The sequence below is a fragment of the Paracoccus sp. KR1-242 genome (assembly GCF_049446195.1).
Taxonomy (GTDB): Bacteria; Pseudomonadota; Alphaproteobacteria; order Rhodobacterales; family Rhodobacteraceae; genus Paracoccus; species Paracoccus broussonetiae.
The window spans coordinates 68311-85744 of sequence record NZ_JBMSED010000014.1 but is presented as its reverse complement, the minus strand read 5'-3'; the positions used below and the strand labels follow the sequence as shown (position 1 = coordinate 85744).

Below are 17434 nucleotides of genomic sequence, written 5' to 3'. Positions count from 1 at the left end.
CATCCAGCAAAACGTTGAGGAGGAGGAGACGCGATGCTCGATTCAACCGTGACGGCCCGCGCGCAGGCCGTGCTCGATACGCTGAATGCCTCGCTTGAGGCAGGGGATGTCGAGGGCGCCAAGGCGCTTTTCGCCACCGACAGCTATTGGCGCGACCTGGTGGCCGTGACCTGGAACCTGAAGACCGTCGAGGGGGTCGAGGGCGTCGGCGACATGCTGGCGCAGCAGCTTGCGCAGACCCGCCCACATGATTTCCGCATCCAGGATGGCGAGATCCCGACCGAGGACGGGGGCGTGATCACGGCATGGATCACCTTCGAGACCAAGGTCGGCCGCGGCTGGGGCCTGATGCGGCTGAAGGACGACCGCATCTGGACCTTGCTGACGGCCCTGCAGGAGCTGAAGGGCTTCGAGGAAAGCCGTGGCAAGCGCCGCCCCATGGGGGCCGAGCATGGCTCGCAAAAGAACCGGTCCAGCTGGAAAGAGCGGCGCGAGGCCGACGAGGCGTCGCTGGGTCATGATACCCAACCCTATACGGTGATCGTCGGCGGCGGTCAGGGCGGCATCGCGCTTGGTGCCCGGCTGCGCCAGCTAGGCGTGCCGACGATCGTTCTGGACAAGCATGACCGGCCGGGCGACCAGTGGCGCGGCCGGTACAAGTCGCTCTGCCTGCATGACCCGATCTGGTACGACCACCTGCCTTATATCAAGTTTCCCGACAACTGGCCGGTCTTCACGCCCAAGGACAAGGTGGGCGACTGGTTGGAAATGTATACCAGGGTGATGGAGATCAATTACTGGACCCGTTCGCAGGTGGAAAAGGCCAGCTTCGACGAAGCCTCCGGCACCTGGACGGTCGAGGTCAACCGCGACGGACAAAAGATCACCCTGCACCCCACCCAGCTTGTGCTGGCGACCGGCATGTCCGGCAAACGCAACATGCCGTCCTTTCCGGGCATGGACAGCTTCAAGGGCAAGATCCAGCATTCGTCGCAACATGACGGCCCGGATGCCTGGGCGGGCAAGAAGGTGGTGGTCATCGGGTCGAACAACTCGGCGCATGACATCTGCGCCGCCCTGTGGGAGGCCGATGCGGATGTCACGATGGTCCAGCGGTCCTCGACCCATATCGTGCGCTCTGACACCCTGATGGATATCGGGCTGGGCGCGCTTTATTCGGAAGAGGCTGTGGCGAACGGGGTCACGACGGAAAAGGCGGACATGATCTTTGCCTCTCTGCCCTATCGCATCATGCACGAGTTCCAGATCCCGCTTTACGACCAGATGCGCGAGCGTGATGCCGAATTCTATGCCGGGCTGGAAAAGGCAGGGTTCGATCTCGACTGGGGCGACGACGGCTCGGGGTTGTTCATGAAATATCTGCGGCGCGGGTCAGGCTATTACATCGATGTCGGCGCCAGCCAGCTGATCATCGACGGAGAAATCAAGCTGGTGAAGGGCCAGGTCGATCATTTCGAGGAGGATGCGGTGGTCCTGTCCGACGGCACCCGGCTTCCGGCGGATCTGGTCGTGCTGGCGACCGGCTTCGGCTCGATGAACGGCTGGGCCGCCGACCTGATTAGCCAGGAGGTGGCCGACAAGGTCGGAAAGGTCTGGGGGCTTGGCTCTGCCACCACCAAGGATCCCGGTCCGTGGGAGGGCGAACAGCGCAACATGTGGAAGCCGACCCAGCAGGAAAACCTGTGGTTCCACGGCGGCAACCTGCACCAGTCGCGGCATTACTCGCTGTATCTCGCCCTGCAATTGAAAGCCCGGATGGAGGGGTTGGAGACACCCGTCTATGGCCTGCAGGAGGTGCATCACCGCGCGTGACACAACCCCGCGCCCGTCACCCCTGTGTCGGGCGCGGCTTTCGCCGAAACCAAGACGTCGATGCCAGTGATGGGGTCCGGTGATGTGCAAGTCCGAACAAGGCGCGCCGCCTTTGCCACATTGGAATCCTGCCGGCCACCCGTAGCGCTGGGACTGCAACCGGGCAGAGAAAAAGGGCGACGCTGCACAGGAAAGTTTTGCAGGTCAATGTCTTGACAGACAGTCACGGAATCTGGTGCATTTTGTCTAAACAACAGGCTCCGCTTTCTGGGACCGAGCACAGGGAAGAAAGTTTCTGTCATGACCTCTGCAATTGCCGCCGATCTCGTGCTTCGGCACGGGAAAATCTGGCCCGGTTACGGGTTGCCGCTGGCCGAATCCCTGGCGATCGCGGGCAACCGGATCCTGGCACTGGGAAGCGATGCAGAGATCCAGCCGCTGATCGGAGCGAACACGAAGGTGGTCGATCTGGACGGGCGCTTTGCGATGCCGGGGCTGAATGACGCGCATCTTCACCTGATTTCGACCGGGTTGCTGCGTGGGCAGGTCGACGCCACCGCCGATGCCGCGCCGACACGCGAAGATCTGTTCCGCGCCCTGCAGGCCCGTGCCGCCGAAACCCCAAAGGGGGACTGGATCCGGGCACGGGGCTTCGACCAGACGCGCTATGACGACGGGCTGATGCCGACCGTGCAGGAACTGGATGCGGCCCTGCCCGACCATCCGGTTTCGGTGACGCGCGCCTGCGGCCACGTCACGGTGGTGAACTCGCTGGCGCTGGCCCGGGCGGGCATCACGGCCCACACCCCCGACCCCGATGGCGGCGTCATCGGGCGCGAGGATGGCGAGCTGACCGGGATGCTGGCCGAGAACGCTCAGAACCTGGTCTACAACGTGCAGCCGACGCCTTCGCTTGACGAGATCGTCGATGCGATCGAGGCCGGGGGCCAGCATCTCGCACAATTCGGCATCACCTCGTGCATGGATGCCGCGACGGGGCAGATCGACGGCATGACCGAGATCCGGGCCTATCATCTTGCCCTGCGTGACGGGCGCCTGCCGGTCCGGGTCTGGGCGACGCTGCTGGGCGATCCCGGATCGTCCATTGTCGAGCCCTGCCACGAGGTCGGGCTTGTCACCGGCGTCGGCAACGACATGTTCCGCATCGGCGGCGTCAAGATCTTCACCGACGGCTCGGCGGGCGGGCGCACGGCGTGGATGCGCCAGCCCTATCACGGCCAGACCAACAATTACGGCGTGCAGATGCTGCCCGACGAACAGCTTTTCGAGCTGGTCGACCGCTATACCTCGATGGGCTACACGATGGTTTGCCACGGCATCGGCGACGCGGCCATCGACCAGCTTATCCGTGCCTATGAACGCGTGCGGGCGGCCGATCCCGATCACGGGCAGCGCCACCGGATCGAACATTGCGGCTATGCCGATGCCGAGATGAACCAGCGCATGCTGAAGGCCGGCATCCTGCCCGCGCCGCAGCAGGCCTTCATCTATGATTTCGGCGATGCCTATGTTTCGGTGCTGGGGCCGGAACGGGGGCTGCGCTCCTATCCGATCGCGACCTGGGACCGGCTGGGGCTGAAGCCCTCGACCGGCAGCGACTCGCCGGTCTGTTCGCCCAATCCCTTCCCTGACATCTATGCGATGCTGACGCGCAAGACCCACAAGGGGACGGTGATGGACGCGTCCGAGATCCTGACGCCCGAGGAAGCCCTGCGCGCCTATACCGAGAATGGCGCCTATTCGCAGGGTGCCGAACAGGTCAAGGGCCGGTTGCAGCCGGGAATGCTGGCGGATGTCGCGGTCTTCGACCAGGACCTGCTGACCGCCGATCCCGAAACGATCCTGCACCATACGCGCTGCGAGATGACGATTCTGGATGGACACATCGTCCACGACAGAAGCTGAGGCCGGGCGCGGGGGGCGCCTGACGACGGAGACGGCCAACAAACGGGGGCGAAATTCGTCCCCACAGGGAGAGAGAACATGCTGACCAGACTTAGCCTGATGGCGGCACTTGCGCTTGGGACCGCGACAACCGCCCTTGCGCAGGATGCGACCCCGAAAGACGGCGGGACTTTCGTGTTCACCGCGCCTTATGGCAACTCGATCACCTCGCTCGACATCACGGCGACGCCCCATACCCAGGACGAAATCGTGGGCAAGGCGCTGAACCGCTCGCTTTACAAATGGAACCCGGACAGTGGCAAGCCAGAGCTTGATCTGGCGGAATCGGTCGAAAAATCGGCGGACGGCAAGACCTATACCTACAAGCTGCGGGACGCGACTTTCCACAATGGCGACAAGCTGGATGCCGATGACGTGGTCTGGTCCTACAACCGCCTCGCCGACCCGAAAAAGGCACTGCCCGGCGCCGAACAGATGCTGCAGATCGAAGGCGTGGCCGAATTCCAGGACGGCAAGGCGGACCACATCTCGGGCGTGAAGAAGATCGACGACAAGACGGTCGCGATCACGGTCATCAACCTGGCCGATCCCGGCTGGAACCTGATGTCGAACTATGCCCCGATCTATTCCAAGGACTATCCCGAGGATCAGCTTGCCTCGAAGCCGAACGGCCTTGGCCCGTTCAAGCTGGCGAATTACGTTCCGGGTTCCAAGGTCGAGCTGGTCAAGTTCGACGACTACTATGAGCAGGGCAAGCCGCACCTGGCAAAGCTCGACATCATGCTGATGGGCGAAGCCGCGGCCCGTGACGTCGCTTTCCGGAACGGAGAGATCGACGCGAACGTGCTGGGTCCGGTTCAGTATGAGGCCTATACGCAGGATGCCGCGCTCAAGGACCATATCCTTGAGGTGGCCGAGGTCTATACCCGCAATATCGGCTTCAACCCGAAGATCGAGGCATTCAAGGACAAGCGCGTCCGGCAGGCCATCAACTATGCGATCAACAGTGACCTCATCATTCAGAAGCTTCTGAAGAACAAGGCCTACCCGGCGGTGTCATGGCTGCCGACCTCCTCCCCCGCCTTCGACAAGGACGCCAAGCCCTATGCCTATGACCCGGACAAGGCCAAGGCGCTGCTGAAGGAAGCGGGCTATGAGACCGGGCTGAAATTCTCGGTCACGGCGACCGACAACGAAAGCTGGGGCCTGCCCATCGTCGAGGCGATCATCCCGATGCTGGCCAAGGTGGGGGTCGAGGTCACGACCGATCCGGTCGATGGCTCGGTCCTGTCCGACAAGATCCTGTCGGACAATTTCGACAGCTATATCTGGTCGAACTCCTCGGGGCCGGATCCGCTTAAATATCTGAACTGCTTCCACTCGGCCACGTCGCAGACGGCCTGCAACTACGTCAAGTTCGCGAATGCGGATTTCGACAAACTGTTGGATGCCGCCGGGAACGAAACCGACCCTGCCAAGCAGAACGACCTGCTTCGCCAGGCCAACAACCTGCTGCAGGAAGAAGCGCCCGTCTGGTTCTTCAACTACAACAAGGCCGTCATGGCCTATCAGCCCTGGGTTCACGGGCTGAAGCCGAACGCGATGGAGCTGGCGATCCAGGATTACGAAGACATCTGGATCGACGACACCGCCCCTGCGGGCCGCAAGTAACGCCAAAGGCATCGGAGCGAGGGGCCCGGATTTCCGGGCCCTTCCAGCCTTCCGCGCAATTCCAACGAAAGGCAGAACGCGCAGATGATGCGATTCATCCTTCGCCGGACGTTGCAGATGATCCCCACCATGCTGGCGGTCATCCTGATCATTTTCGTGATCTTCAGCGTCGTGCCCGGCAGTTTCATCACCTCGCTGATGGCCGAGGGCCGCAACGCCACCAATGCCCAGGTGCTGTCGCATCTGAACGAGCAGTTCGGGCTGGATCAGCCCCTGCTGGTCCGGCTGTGGAACTATCTTTGGGGACTCGCGCATTTCGACCTGGGCATTTCCTATCGCACGCGCGAACCGGTCTGGAACGTGATCGAGCCGCGGCTGTGGCCCTCGATCAAGCTGGCGCTGTCGGCGATGGGCTTTGCCGCCGTCGTCGGGATACCGCTTGGCTTTCTGGCCGCGCTGAAACCCGGCAGCATCTTTGACAGCGGCACGATGGTCGTCGCCATTTCGGGACTTTCGCTGCCGGAGTTCTGGTTCGGCCTGCTGCTCATGTATGTCTTTGCACTGACGCTGGGGTGGCTTCCAAGCTTCGGCTACCAGCCGGGCAGCATCCGGCACATCATCCTGCCCGCCATCGCGCTGGGGGTGTCGCCGATGGCGCTTCTGGCACGAACGACGCGGGCTGGCGTGCTGGACGTGATGAACGCCGATTTTGTCCGCACCGCCCGCGCCAAGGGCCTGGCCGAGCCGCGTCTGGTGCGCAGCCATGTCGCGCGCAACGTGCTGGTGCTGATCCTGACGACGATGGGGCTGCAGATCGGCGCCCTGATGGGACAGGCCATCGTGGTCGAAAAACTGTTCTCATGGCCCGGCATCGGGTCGCTTCTGGTGGACAGCGTTTCGGTCCGCGACATCCCCGTGGTGCAGGGCGCGGTCCTGGTGATCGTGCTGTGGTTCCTGGTCATCAACATGCTGGTCGATGTCGCCTATGCGCTGATCGACCCGCGAATCAAGGTGGGCTGAACCATGAGGCTGCGTTTCAACTTCGTGCTGGGCCTGGTGCTGGTGGTTCTGGTCCTGCTTGGTGCACTGCTGGCGGGGCATCTTGCCCCCTTTGATCCGATCATGGACGCCGACCTGATGAGTTCCGAACTGCCCCCGGACTGGGAGCACTGGATGGGCACGGACGGACAGGGTCGGGACGTGTTTTCGCGCGTGCTCTACGGGGCCAGGGTCTCGCTGACGGTGGGGCTGGTCTCGCAGCTCATCAACTCGGTGATCGGGACGGCGCTTGGCGTCTCGGCCGGGTATTTCGGGGGCTGGTGGGATGATCTGGTCAACGGCCTGACCAATGTCATGCTGGCCATTCCGTCGCTGGTCTTCGCACTGGCCATCATGGCGGTTCTGGGACCGGGGCTGCCCAGCCTGCTGATCGCGCTTGGCCTGACCAACTGGTCCTGGACCTGCCGCATCGCACGATCGTCGACCCTGTCGCTGAAGAGCCAGGGTTTCGTTCAGGCGGCCAAGACCGCTGGCTTTGGTGATCTGAACATCATGCGCACCCAGATCCTGCCGAACATCCTTGGGCCGGTGCTGGTCATCGCGACACTGGGCATCGGTGGCGCCGTCCTGTCCGAGGCGGCGCTGTCCTTCCTGGGCGTCGGCATCCGCCCGCCGCAACCAAGCTGGGGCAACATGCTGTCCGACGCGCGCGAATTGATCCGCACCGCGCCCTGGGCCGCGATCTTCCCGGGGCTTGCGATCTTCGCGACGGTGCTGGGCTTCAACCTGCTGGGCGACGGTCTGCGCGACATGCTCGACCCGCACATGAGGACGCAAAGGGCATGAGCGATCTTCTTCCAGACCCGATCCTGTCCGTCCGCAACCTGCGCCTTGGGATCGGGAAGCGGCACGAGATCCTGCATGGCGTCTCGTTCGACATCCTGCCGGGCGAAACCTACGGGCTGGTCGGCGAATCCGGCTCGGGCAAAAGCGTGACCGGGCTGGCGATCATGGGGCTGCTGAAGCGTCCGCTGGAAGTGACGGGCGGTACGGTCCACTATCTGGGGCGCGATCTGCTGGGGATGCGCGCGCGGGAACGTCGCAAGCTGCGCGGCGACCGTATCGCGATGGTGTTCCAGGAGCCGATGACCGCGCTGAACCCGCTGGTCACGATCGGTCGCCAGATCGCCGAGATGTATGTGATCCATCGTGGGATGCCTTGGCCCGAGGCGCGGCGGAAGGCTGTCGAGGCGCTGGACAGCGTCCGCGTTCCCGCACCCGAAGAACGCGCCCGCGCCTATCCTCATCAATTGTCGGGGGGCATGCGGCAGCGCGTGATGATCGCGATTGCCCTGGCCTGCCGCCCGGACCTGCTGATCGCGGATGAACCGACGACGGCGCTGGACGTGACGGTCCAGGCCGGCGTGCTGGAGCTGATGGCCGACCTCTGCCGCGCCGAAGGCACCGCGGTCCTTCTGGTCAGCCACGACCTGGGCGTCATCGCCAACATGTGCCAGCGCGTCGGCGTCATGGATCAAGGCCGGCTTGTCGAGGAACAGGACACCCGCAACATCTTCACCAACCCGCTGCACCCCTATACGCGCGGCCTGCTGGCGGCTCGGCCGCGGCTTGGATCGCGCGAGCCGGGCCAGCGCGGTCGCCTGACCGAGCTGGAGGAAGTCGTCAGGCCCAAGGACCGTGGTCGCGACATGCCGACGCTGATCACCCCGCGCGGGCTGCGCACGGCGGAGGCCAGTGCATGACCGCGCCCCTGCTGGAAATCCGTGACCTCAAGGTCCATTTCACCCTGCCTCGCCAGACGCCGCTTGGTCCCCGCCGCACCCTGCGCGCGGTCGAAGGCGTGAACCTGACCCTGAATGAGGGCGAGTGCCTGTCGATCGTGGGCGAATCCGGCTGCGGCAAGTCCACGACCGCGCTGACCGTCATGGGCTTGCAGGACCCGACCGAGGGGCAGGTGCTTTATCAGGGCAAGCCGCTGAACGGTCCCGGCGCGCCGGGACGAAAGCAGCGCGCCCGGATCGCGCAGATGGTCTTCCAGGATCCCTATGCCTCGCTCAACCCGCGCCAGACCATCGGCTCTACCCTGATGTCGCAGTTGAAGCTGCACGGTCTCGCTTCGGGTTCCGAGGCGCAGGACCGCGTCGCGGCCATGCTGGCACGCGTCGGATTGCAGCCCGACCATGCCGGGCGTTACCCGCACGAATTCTCGGGGGGCCAGCGCCAGCGGATCGGCATCGCCCGCGCGCTGATGCTGGATCCGAAGATCCTTGTGCTGGACGAGCCGGTCTCGGCCCTTGATGTCTCGATCCAGGCGCAGATCATCAACCTTCTGATGGACCTGCAGGAATCCCTGAAGCTCAGCTATATCATGATCTCGCATGACCTGTCGGTGGTCGAACATGTCAGCGACAGGGTCGCGGTGATGTATTTCGGCCGCGTGGTCGAGGAAGGCGACTGGCATTCGGTCTTCACCCGGCCGACCCATCCCTATACCCGCCGCCTGATCGGATCGGTCCCCGATGCCGAGGCGATCATGACCGGCGCGCGCGGTGTCCCCGATGGCGTGGCGATTCCCACGGGGCGGCGTTTCGCGCCCGATATATCCACCCGCCCCGATCCCGGCCTGCCCCCCGATCCCAGCAGCCTGGTGTCGATCGGGCCCGATCACCGCGTTCGCCTTGCCGACTGAGCACTAGACCAGAGACCCAGATGACCTTCACCGTCCTGACCGCCGAATTCCAGCATGAGAGCAATACCTTCTCGCGCTATCGCACCGACCTGCCGCAATTTGCCGCGGATGCCCTGCATTACGGCGACGACGCCATCGCCGCGCGGGGGAACGCCAATACCGAACTGGCCGGTTTCCTTGACGTGGCACGACCCGCAGGCTGGAAGGTCATCCACGCGATCACCGCCCACGCCGTCCCGGGCGGGCAGGTCACGAAAGCGGCCTTCGATCATATCGCGGGCGTCATCCTGAAAACCGCGCGCGACAACCGGGATCGGCTCGACGGTGTCCTGTTGTCGCTGCACGGCTCGATGGTTCCCGATTTCTGCGAGGATGGCGAGGGGCTTTTGCTGCGCCTGCTGCGCGCGGAACTGGGCGATGAAATCCCGATCGCGGTGACGCTGGACCTGCATGCGATGGCGTCGGCCGAGATGGTCGAGCGGGCGCAGATCTTCGTCTCGTACAAGACCTATCCCCATGTCGATATGCGCGTGACCGGCGCCCATGCCGCCCGGATCCTGGACCGCGCGATGAAGGGCGAGATCGCGCCCCGGACCATCCGCGCCTATGTCCCGATGCTGGACGAGGCGAATTCGGGCCGCACCGACATCCCCGAGACGCTGGCCCTGTACCAGCGCGCCACGGCGGCAGAGGAGGCCGGGCTGGAAGCGGTGTCCGTCAATGCTGCCTTTACGGGCGCAGATGTCTTCTGCGTCGGGCCCACGGTCCTTGCCACCTATGACAGCCGCGATCCCGCGGCTGAGGCGGCGGCCAAGGCCGTGACCGAGGAACTGGCGACGAAAATCTGGGACGGACGCACGAAAAAGCGCAATGTCTTCATCGAGGTCGAGGAGGCCGCGGCCGAGGCGCTGGCCTGGCAGGGCGACAGGCCGCTGGTGATCTCGGATTACGCCGACAATCCGGGCGCGGGATCCTATGGCGACTCGACCGCGCTTCTGGCGGGGCTGATGCAGGCCGGGGTGACGGGTGCCGTCTTCACCCCGATGATCGATCCCGAGGTGGCGGCCGAACTTCATCGCCATGCCGAGGGCGCGACCGTCACCGTGACGCTGGGCGGCAAGGGCGACCCCAGCTTCGGGGGCGGACCGCTGACCGTAACCGGCATCATCCGCAAGCTGTCCGACGGGGCTTATATCGGCGACGGCCCGATCCAGGGCGGGCTGTCCCACAGCTTTGGCCCGACGGCGGTCATCGACCTGGGCGGAATCGAGGTGTTGGTCGTGACCGAGGCGCAGCAGATGGTAGACCTGCAGCAACTGCGCGCCTTCGGGATCGAGCCGACCCGGCGGCGGGTGCTGGCGCTGAAGTCGATGCAGCATTTCCGCGCCGCCTTCGAACCCATCGCGGGCAAAGTCATCGTCTGCGATGCAGGCGCGCTTGCAACCCCCCGCGCCGAGCGACGACCCTATATCCGCGCGCCCCGCCCGCTTTGGCCACTGGACCGCGACTTCCAGCGCTGACCTGAGATCCCGACCGGCCGATGGCCGGTCAGGGTGCCCGCCTTACCTGCAAGCGGTAAGTTGCAACTGGTAAAGCTCGGACCGTCTCTCGACCCGAGAGGCGGTGCTTTTCAGCCAGGATTTGCTGCGATAGCTGCCACGCGAATAGCCGCCCCTGCCCTCGTGATAGGCGAGGTATTGGTTATAGGCGTCATCGGGCGATACGCCCAGCGAACGCGAGGTGCCCGCCATGTACCAGCCGATGAAGTCGGCGGCATCGTGGATATTGTCGCGACGCGCCACGCCGCGGCCCGGTCCCGCGCGATATTCGTCCCACGTCCCGTCCAGCGCCTGCGAATAGCCATAGGCCGAACTGATCCGTCCCCGCGGGATGATGAACAGGAAGGGTTTCTTCCGCGGAGGCTTTGCATTCCCGCGAAAGCTGGACTCGTGATAGATCGTCGCCAGCTGAACACCGGCCGGGATGCCCCATTTCTGCTCGGAGGCCATGACCGCCCGCCCAAAGTCGCGCCGCTCGGCGAACAGGCGGCACGCATTTTCGGTATTGTCCGGCTGCCTGACGTTGCTCGCACAGGCCCCAAGCGACAGGAGCACGGCAGCGGCAAGAATAGCCCTCTTCATTTTATCCCTCGTTTTTCCAATCAGATGGCACGATCACGTGCCCAAAGCAAAGGCGGTGCGGCGACTCTGCTGGTCCTGCCGTTTTTCCGCCCATGCGACCGGAGGTGCGTGCAAATCGTTGCCCAATCCTCGTTGGACCGGGGTGGTCGGGGGCGAATTGCACGCGCACCACGCCTGACAAATGCACAACGACCTGATGCCGTTTTCCCACGGCATCGCTTTCCGCTCCGACTGGGGCGCAAAGGCAACAGCCGGATGCACCCGCCCGCGTGTCAGGGGGGCGGGTGAACGGACGGGCTACGGGTCCAGGGCTTGTGCGAATGGCCGAGCCGTGCGCGGGAAAGTGACCGGCACCGGAAAACCTGCATGCCCAGTTACCGATCCCATTTATCAAGGCAGTTTAACCGCTTGTTGGCCGTGATCTGCATCCGCGCTAGATCTGTCCGACTCTCGGAGCCAGCCCGCGCGCTCTGCACGTTTCCGGCGAAAGCACACGCGATTTTTCCCATGAAACGGTTGTCGCGGCCACGAACAGCCAAAAACCTGCCCATTAATATAACTGCCCCGGACTCACCGGCGGTTTACCGCCGACAACTTGGTTTGCTAGGCTATTCATATGGAGGGGTCGCATCGCTGACGAGTCGAGCATTGCGGCCAGAACATTTCGAACAATGTGCCGAAATTCGGCCCATCGGTGACCTTGGTTGCTGATGGAAGGTATGGCCGTGTCTCGGCACCCGAAAGGCAATGCGGGTGGAACGTCTGAGTCGGTTCTGGGGTCTTTTGTTCGCGTATTGGCTGTCCAATCGCTGGCGAGAGGCTTGGCTGCTGACCGTCATCATCTTTGCCATGACCACCCTGCTCAGCAAGGCCGGTGTCTGGGTTGCGCTGGCCAGTGCCGACTTCCTGTCCTCGCTGGCAAGCTTTCATTCTCCGGACGAAGGGACGGACCCGGGACAGGCGATCCTTTTGGCGGGCGCGGCCTATCTGGCGATCTTTCTTGGGCGCACTGCGGGGCTGGCGGCACGGCATTTCACCTCGGCCACGCTGCATCGGCGGGCGCGTGGATGGCTGGTTGCCCAGTTCAACGATGCGATCCTGTCCGACGGGCGCATCGCGCTTGACCTGATGAGCGACCGATCCCTGTCCGAAGGGACGCCGCGGATGCCCGACGCCATCGACCAGCGCGTCGATGAATGCTCGGCCAACCTTTATGGTGGCGTCATCGGACTGGCGATGGGGCTTTGGGGGGCGGTCGCGGCGATCTGGTTCGTGTCCTCGGCCCTTATCGAACGCAGCAGGGCGGTTCCTTTCCTGGACCGTTGGGGAGAGATGGCGAACGGCCTGCTGGCGGATCGGTTCGGTCCGGGCGTGGCAGCGCATGTCAATTTCGTGCCGGGGGATTATGGCTCGGCCCTGCTGTGCCTGCTGCTGGTCGCCATCTATGTTCCCGCCATCACCTTCATCGCCTGGAAACTTGGGCATGTTCTGGAACGGCTCAGCATCCAGCGCCAGCGCCGCGATGGAGCCTGGCGCGGAGAGCTGGGCGTGATGTTGAGCCGCGTGGACCAGATGGCCGCCGGTCGTGGCGAGCGTCTGCAAAACCGGATCAACGGCCAGCTTTACACCGATCTGGACCGGACCTGGGGCAAGCAGAACTGGCTGGAAGCGGCGATGCTGCTGTTCAACACGCTCTACAGCTTCCTGTCGTCCCGCCTGCTGGCCTATCTGCCGGCGCTGCCCTCGTTCATGGCCGGTCGGCTGGGCTTTCGCGATTTTGTCGCCAGCAGCGAGTTGACGGCCGAACTGATCGGCGACCTGTCCTGGTTCATCAACGTGATGCCGGCCATTGCCACGCTCAAGGCCAATGCGACGCGACTGAACGAGCTGGCCGCGGCGATCGAACGCGTGCGGAACCGTCAGGACTTCTATGCCGAAACCGGCGTCAGCCGCTTTGAGCATACCCGCATCCAGAACGGCGCGGTGCTTGGACTGCGGAACCTGCATCTGCACCATCGCGGCCATGACACCGCGCCATTCCTGACGGTTCCGGGGCTGCAGCTTTATCCCGGCGACCGGGTCTACCTGACGGGTCGGAACGGCTGCGGGAAAAGCAGCCTGCTGAAGGCGGTGGCGGGAATCTGGCCCTATGGCGAGGGGCGGGTGGCACGGCAGGATGGCGCGCGCCTGTTCTTTGCCGGTCAGGACGCCGACCTCCCCGACCGCCTGTCGCTGAAGGCGCTGGTGACCTATCCCGAGGGGCCGGAGCGGCAGTCCGACATCGCCGTCGCGGCGACGCTGTCACGGGTCGGGCTTGGCGATTTCGTGCACTGCCTTGGCGACAGCCTGCACCGGGGCAGGAACTGGCGCAACGTTTTGTCCGGCGGGCAGAAACAGCGGCTGGTCCTGGCGCGGATCCTGCTGGCGCGGCCCGACATCCTGCTTCTGGACGAGGCGACCGCGGCCCTTGATGTCGATGGGGTCGTCGATTTCCACCTGACGCTGTGTGAATGCCTGCCCGATACCGCTGTGCTTGCGGTGCTGCATGGCGAAACCGCCCCGCACGCGCCTGATGGCGAACCCTTCTATTCCGCCATGCTCGAGATCCGCGACGGCATCGGAACGCTTCGCCCGGCCCTGGCCGACACCTATCACGCCGCCCGTCATGCGGCGGAATAAGGACGCCGTCGCATGAGAGACGAAATGATGCCCCGCACCACCGTCGAGGACCTTATCGCGGGGATGAGCCTTGACGAAAAGATCGGACAGTTGAATCTGCTGCCGGCGGGCGAGGGGCTTGTGACCGGCGCAAGCCAGCCGACCTCGCTGTCGAAACGCCTGGACGCGGGACAGGTCGGCGCCATCTTCGGCACCAAGTCCCTGGCTTCGGCCCGCGCCATGCAGGAACGCGCGCTGGCCGGGTCACGGCTGGGCATTCCCCTGTTCTTTGCCGAGGACGTGATCCACGGCCACCGGACCGTCTTTCCGCTGAACATCGCGCTGGCCTGCAGCTGGGACATGCACCTGATCGAACGGACCGCGGCCTTTGCCGCAGCCGAGGCCGCGGCCGAAGGCCTGCATCAGGTCTATGGTCCGATGATCGACATCAGCCGCGACCCCCGCTGGGGCCGCGTGGCCGAGGGACCGGGCGAGGATGCCTTGCTTGCCGCTCGCATCGCGGCGGCGGCGACGCGGGGATTTCAGGGGGCGGGGCATGGCGCGGCGGGTCGCGTGGCCGCCTGCCTCAAGCATTTCGTGGCCTATGGCGCGCCACAAAGCGGACGGGATTACGACAATGTCAGCATGTCCGCGGAAGACCTGCTGGAGACCTATCTTCCCCCCTTTGCCGCCGGGATCGCCGCCGGGGCGGCAAGCGTCATGGTGGCGTTCAATGCGGTGAACAAGCTGCCCATGCACGCGAATGGCCCCTTGATCGAAGGCTGGCTGCGCGGACAGCAGGGCTTCGACGGACTTGTCGTCTCGGACTATACCGGCGTGAAGGAGCTGATGGCCCATGGGATCGGCCCTGCCCCCGTCGCCGTCGCGCGCGCCCTTCATGCCGGTGTCGACATGGACATGGTGGGCGAGGATTACCTGCGCGAATTGCCCGCCCTTGTCCGCGACGGGCTGGACGCGCCCGATGCGGGGTTTTCTCTGTCCGCCCAGCGTCTCTCCACCCTTGTCGACCGTGCCTGCCGCCGCGTCCTGACCTTCAAGCAGCGGCTGGGCTTGCTGGACGATCCCTTCCGCGGGCTTGGTGGCACGCCAAGGGCACCGTCACGATCCAGCGGGCGCAAGCTTGCCCGCAAGGCAGCCGCCCAATCGGCGGTGCTGCTGAAGAATGACGGTCTGCTGCCACTGGCACCGGGCACGAAGCTGGCCCTGATTGGCCCCTTCGCGACCGACCGGGCGAACATGCTGGGCACCTGGGCGGTGTCCGGCCGGGCCGAGGATGTCGTTCCGCTGGACAAGGCGATTGCGGCGTTGACCGGCCACGCGCCTGCGATGGCCTGGGGCGCGAATGTGGTGGACGAACCCTGGCTGGAACAGCGCTTGAACGTGCACGGGACGACCGTGACGCGGGACAGGCGCAGCAAGGCCCGGCAACTTGCCGAAGCCGTGGCGTTGGCCCGTTCGGCCGATGTGATCGTGGCGGCGGTGGGAGAGGCCAAGGAACATGCGGGAGAATCCTCGTCCCGCCTGACACCGGACCTGCCCGCCTCGCAACGGCGCCTGATCGCGGCCCTGGCCCGGACGGGAAAACCCCTGGTGGTGGTAGTCTTTGCCGGGCGGCCCCTTGCGATTGGCGAGGTTGCGGCGCAGGCGGATGCCCTTCTTTACGCCTGGCATGGCGGCGTGGGTGGACCGGAAGGGGTCGCGGACCTGATTTTCGGGGTGGCAGAACCCTCGGGGCGCCTCGCGGTTTCACTGCCGCGGCATCCGGGCGAGGCACCCTTGACCTATGCCTGCGACACGACCGGGCGACCGGGCAATGACCGCTTCACCAAGTTCCTGACCGGCTGGCTGGACCTGCCCGATGACCTGCCGAACTTTCCCTTTGGCTTTGGGCTTGGTTACTCTGACATCAGCTATGCCGCGCCGCGCCTGTCCCGTGATGCGGTCCGGGCAGATGAGACGGTCGAGCTTCGCATCACAATCCAGAATGCGGGAACCCGCGCGGCTGTCGAGACCGTCCAGCTTTACGCCAGCGATCCCGTCGCGCGCGTGACGCGCCCCGGGCGGAAGCTGATCGACTTCAAGCAAGTCTCGCTTGCGCCCGGCCAGCGCAGGACAGTCACCTTCCAGATCAGCTCGGACCAGTTCCGCTATCCGGTCGCGCCCACGCTGGAGACCGCTGAATGGGTCCGCGATCCCGGACTGATCCGGTTGCATGTGGGCCCGAACTGCCGAGACACCCAGATGAAGGAGCTGACATGGCTGACGTGATCCGGGGCCTTGACGATGCCGCCCTGCGCGACCGCGTTGCGCAGGCCAGCGCAGCCTATTTCCTTGACTGGAGCCATCCCGTCAGCGGCATGGCCCGCGAACGCAGCGCCGGCGACTTCGGTTACGATGTCGCGGAAACCGTCTGCACGGGCGGCACCGGCTTCGGTCTTCTGGCCCAGATCGTGGCCGTCGAACGCGGATGGCGGCCCGGGCGCGAGATCCTTGACCGGCTCGAACGGGTGCTGGATTTTCTGGAACGGGCAGACCGCTTCGAAGGGGTCTTTCCGCATTTCCTGAACGGCACAACCGGGCGCGTGTTGCCCTTCATGGTCGGCGATGATGGCGGCGATCTGGTCGAGACGGCCTTCCTGATGTTGGGCCTGCTGGGCGCGGGCGCCTATTTCGACGAAGAACCGTGGCTTGTCGCGCGTATTCAGGCGCTCTTTGACGGGGTGAACTGGGCCGCGCATCTGCGCGAGGATGGCGCTGTCATGTGGCATCGCCATCCTGACCGGCCATGGACGGAAAAATCGCTGCCGATCCGCGGCTGGAACGAGGCTTTTCCGGTCTTCGTCCTGGGTGCGGGATCGCGCAGCCACCCGCTGCCCGCCACCTCCTATCACAAGAGCTGGGCCAGGGCCCCGGCCTTCCGCAATGGACAAGTCTATGGCCGCACGAAGTTGCCTTTGGGGCTGGACTGGGGCGGTCCGCTGTTTCTGTCGCAATATCCGTTTCTTGGCATCGACCCGCGCGGCTTGCGCGACGCCTATGCCGATTATGGCGTGCAGGCCCGCGCCCATGCGCTGGTCAACCGAACCCATTGCCTGTTCAATCCGCACGGCTGGAAGGGCTATGGCCCCAAGCTTTGGGGCCTGACCGCCAGCGACGATCCGACGGGCTATGTCGCCCATTCCCCGACCGAGGATACCGGCGTCATCACCCCCACCGCGGCGCTTTCTTCGCTTCCCTTCGCCCCGCGCGAGGTGATGCCGGTTCTGCGCCATCTGCATGACGACCTGGGCGAACGGATCTGGGGCGAGGCCGGGTTTGTCGATGCCTTCAGCGTGGCGCAGGACTGGACCGCTGAAAGCCGGCTTGCGGTCGATCAGGCCCCCATCGTCATCGGGCTTGAGAACCATCGTTCGGGGCTGCTGTGGCGGCTGGTCTCGGGTCGGCCCGAGGTACGACGCGGCCTGAGGTCGCTTGG

At 64.8% G+C, this 17434-nt stretch carries 11 protein-coding genes and 1 pseudogene; 11 read left to right on the top strand and 1 reads right to left on the bottom strand.

Annotated features, from left to right (window positions below):
- The first annotated feature begins 33 nt into the window (after positions 1-33).
- The 8 genes from ACO2Q4_RS19975 (at position 34) to ACO2Q4_RS19940 (ending at position 10659) form a co-directional block, all read left to right on the top strand.
- Positions 34-1833 (top strand): NAD(P)/FAD-dependent oxidoreductase, encoded by a 1800-nt coding sequence (locus ACO2Q4_RS19975; RefSeq protein WP_395135551.1) that lies wholly within the window; start codon positions 34-36, stop codon positions 1831-1833.
- Between the two features lie 300 nt (positions 1834-2133).
- On the top strand, positions 2134-3759 hold the full coding sequence (locus ACO2Q4_RS19970) for an amidohydrolase (protein ID WP_423321423.1): 1626 nt from the start codon (positions 2134-2136) through the stop codon (positions 3757-3759).
- Positions 3760-3837: 78 nt separating this feature from the next.
- Positions 3838-5430, top strand: coding sequence for an ABC transporter substrate-binding protein (locus ACO2Q4_RS19965; protein WP_423321421.1), 1593 nt, complete (start codon positions 3838-3840; stop codon positions 5428-5430).
- Between the two features lie 84 nt (positions 5431-5514).
- Complete coding sequence (locus ACO2Q4_RS19960; protein ID WP_423321419.1) at positions 5515-6450, top strand: ABC transporter permease; 936 nt, start codon at positions 5515-5517, stop codon at positions 6448-6450.
- A gap of 3 nt (positions 6451-6453) precedes the next feature.
- On the top strand, positions 6454-7275 hold the full coding sequence (locus ACO2Q4_RS19955) for an ABC transporter permease (protein ID WP_423321417.1): 822 nt from the start codon (positions 6454-6456) through the stop codon (positions 7273-7275).
- Positions 7272-8192 carry an ABC transporter ATP-binding protein gene (locus tag ACO2Q4_RS19950; RefSeq protein WP_311761151.1) on the top strand — a complete coding sequence of 307 codons (921 nt, stop codon included), beginning with the start codon at positions 7272-7274 and terminating at the stop codon, positions 8190-8192. The genes ACO2Q4_RS19955 and ACO2Q4_RS19950 overlap by 4 nt, the downstream gene beginning before the upstream one ends.
- Entirely contained in the window at positions 8189-9139 is a 951-nt protein-coding gene (locus ACO2Q4_RS19945; RefSeq protein ID WP_311761152.1) for an ABC transporter ATP-binding protein, read from the top strand. Before ACO2Q4_RS19950 ends, ACO2Q4_RS19945 begins: the two co-directional genes overlap by 4 nt.
- Positions 9140-9159: 20 nt before the next feature.
- On the top strand, positions 9160-10659 hold the full coding sequence (locus tag ACO2Q4_RS19940; protein ID WP_423321414.1) for a M81 family metallopeptidase: 1500 nt from the start codon (positions 9160-9162) through the stop codon (positions 10657-10659).
- A gap of 42 nt (positions 10660-10701) precedes the next feature.
- Here the strand turns inward: ACO2Q4_RS19940 and ACO2Q4_RS19935 are convergent, their stop codons facing one another.
- Positions 10702-11280 (bottom strand): lytic transglycosylase, encoded by a 579-nt coding sequence (locus tag ACO2Q4_RS19935; protein ID WP_311761154.1) that lies wholly within the window; start codon positions 11278-11280, stop codon positions 10702-10704.
- Between the two features lie 753 nt (positions 11281-12033).
- Between ACO2Q4_RS19935 and ACO2Q4_RS19930 the strand changes: the two genes are divergently transcribed.
- The 3 genes and pseudogenes from ACO2Q4_RS19930 to ACO2Q4_RS19920 all read left to right on the top strand — a co-directional run.
- Positions 12034-13959: an ATP-binding cassette domain-containing protein gene (locus ACO2Q4_RS19930; protein ID WP_423321412.1), complete on the top strand. Its 1926-nt coding sequence runs from the start codon at positions 12034-12036 to the stop codon at positions 13957-13959.
- A gap of 12 nt (positions 13960-13971) precedes the next feature.
- Positions 13972-16227, top strand: coding sequence for a glycoside hydrolase family 3 N-terminal domain-containing protein (locus tag ACO2Q4_RS19925; RefSeq protein ID WP_423321411.1), 2256 nt, complete (start codon positions 13972-13974; stop codon positions 16225-16227).
- A pseudogene (locus tag ACO2Q4_RS19920) lies at positions 16140-17381 on the top strand (glucoamylase family protein); the annotation flags it as partial. The gene ACO2Q4_RS19925 and the pseudogene ACO2Q4_RS19920, both read left to right, overlap by 88 nt.
- Positions 17382-17434: the final 53 nt, after the last annotated feature.

Coding starts and splice junctions, on each gene's coding strand:
- ACO2Q4_RS19960 (WP_423321419.1), top strand. CDS start 5,515: ATGATGCGATTCATCCTTCGCCGGACGTTGCAGATGATCCCCACCATG.
- ACO2Q4_RS19925 (WP_423321411.1), top strand. CDS start 13,972: ATGAGAGACGAAATGATGCCCCGCACCACCGTCGAGGACCTTATCGCG.
- ACO2Q4_RS19940 (WP_423321414.1), top strand. CDS start 9,160: ATGACCTTCACCGTCCTGACCGCCGAATTCCAGCATGAGAGCAATACC.
- ACO2Q4_RS19975 (WP_395135551.1), top strand. CDS start 34: ATGCTCGATTCAACCGTGACGGCCCGCGCGCAGGCCGTGCTCGATACG.
- ACO2Q4_RS19950 (WP_311761151.1), top strand. CDS start 7,272: ATGAGCGATCTTCTTCCAGACCCGATCCTGTCCGTCCGCAACCTGCGC.
- ACO2Q4_RS19945 (WP_311761152.1), top strand. CDS start 8,189: ATGACCGCGCCCCTGCTGGAAATCCGTGACCTCAAGGTCCATTTCACC.
- ACO2Q4_RS19955 (WP_423321417.1), top strand. CDS start 6,454: ATGAGGCTGCGTTTCAACTTCGTGCTGGGCCTGGTGCTGGTGGTTCTG.
- ACO2Q4_RS19935 (WP_311761154.1), bottom strand. CDS start 11,280: ATGAAGAGGGCTATTCTTGCCGCTGCCGTGCTCCTGTCGCTTGGGGCC.
- ACO2Q4_RS19970 (WP_423321423.1), top strand. CDS start 2,134: ATGACCTCTGCAATTGCCGCCGATCTCGTGCTTCGGCACGGGAAAATC.
- ACO2Q4_RS19965 (WP_423321421.1), top strand. CDS start 3,838: ATGCTGACCAGACTTAGCCTGATGGCGGCACTTGCGCTTGGGACCGCG.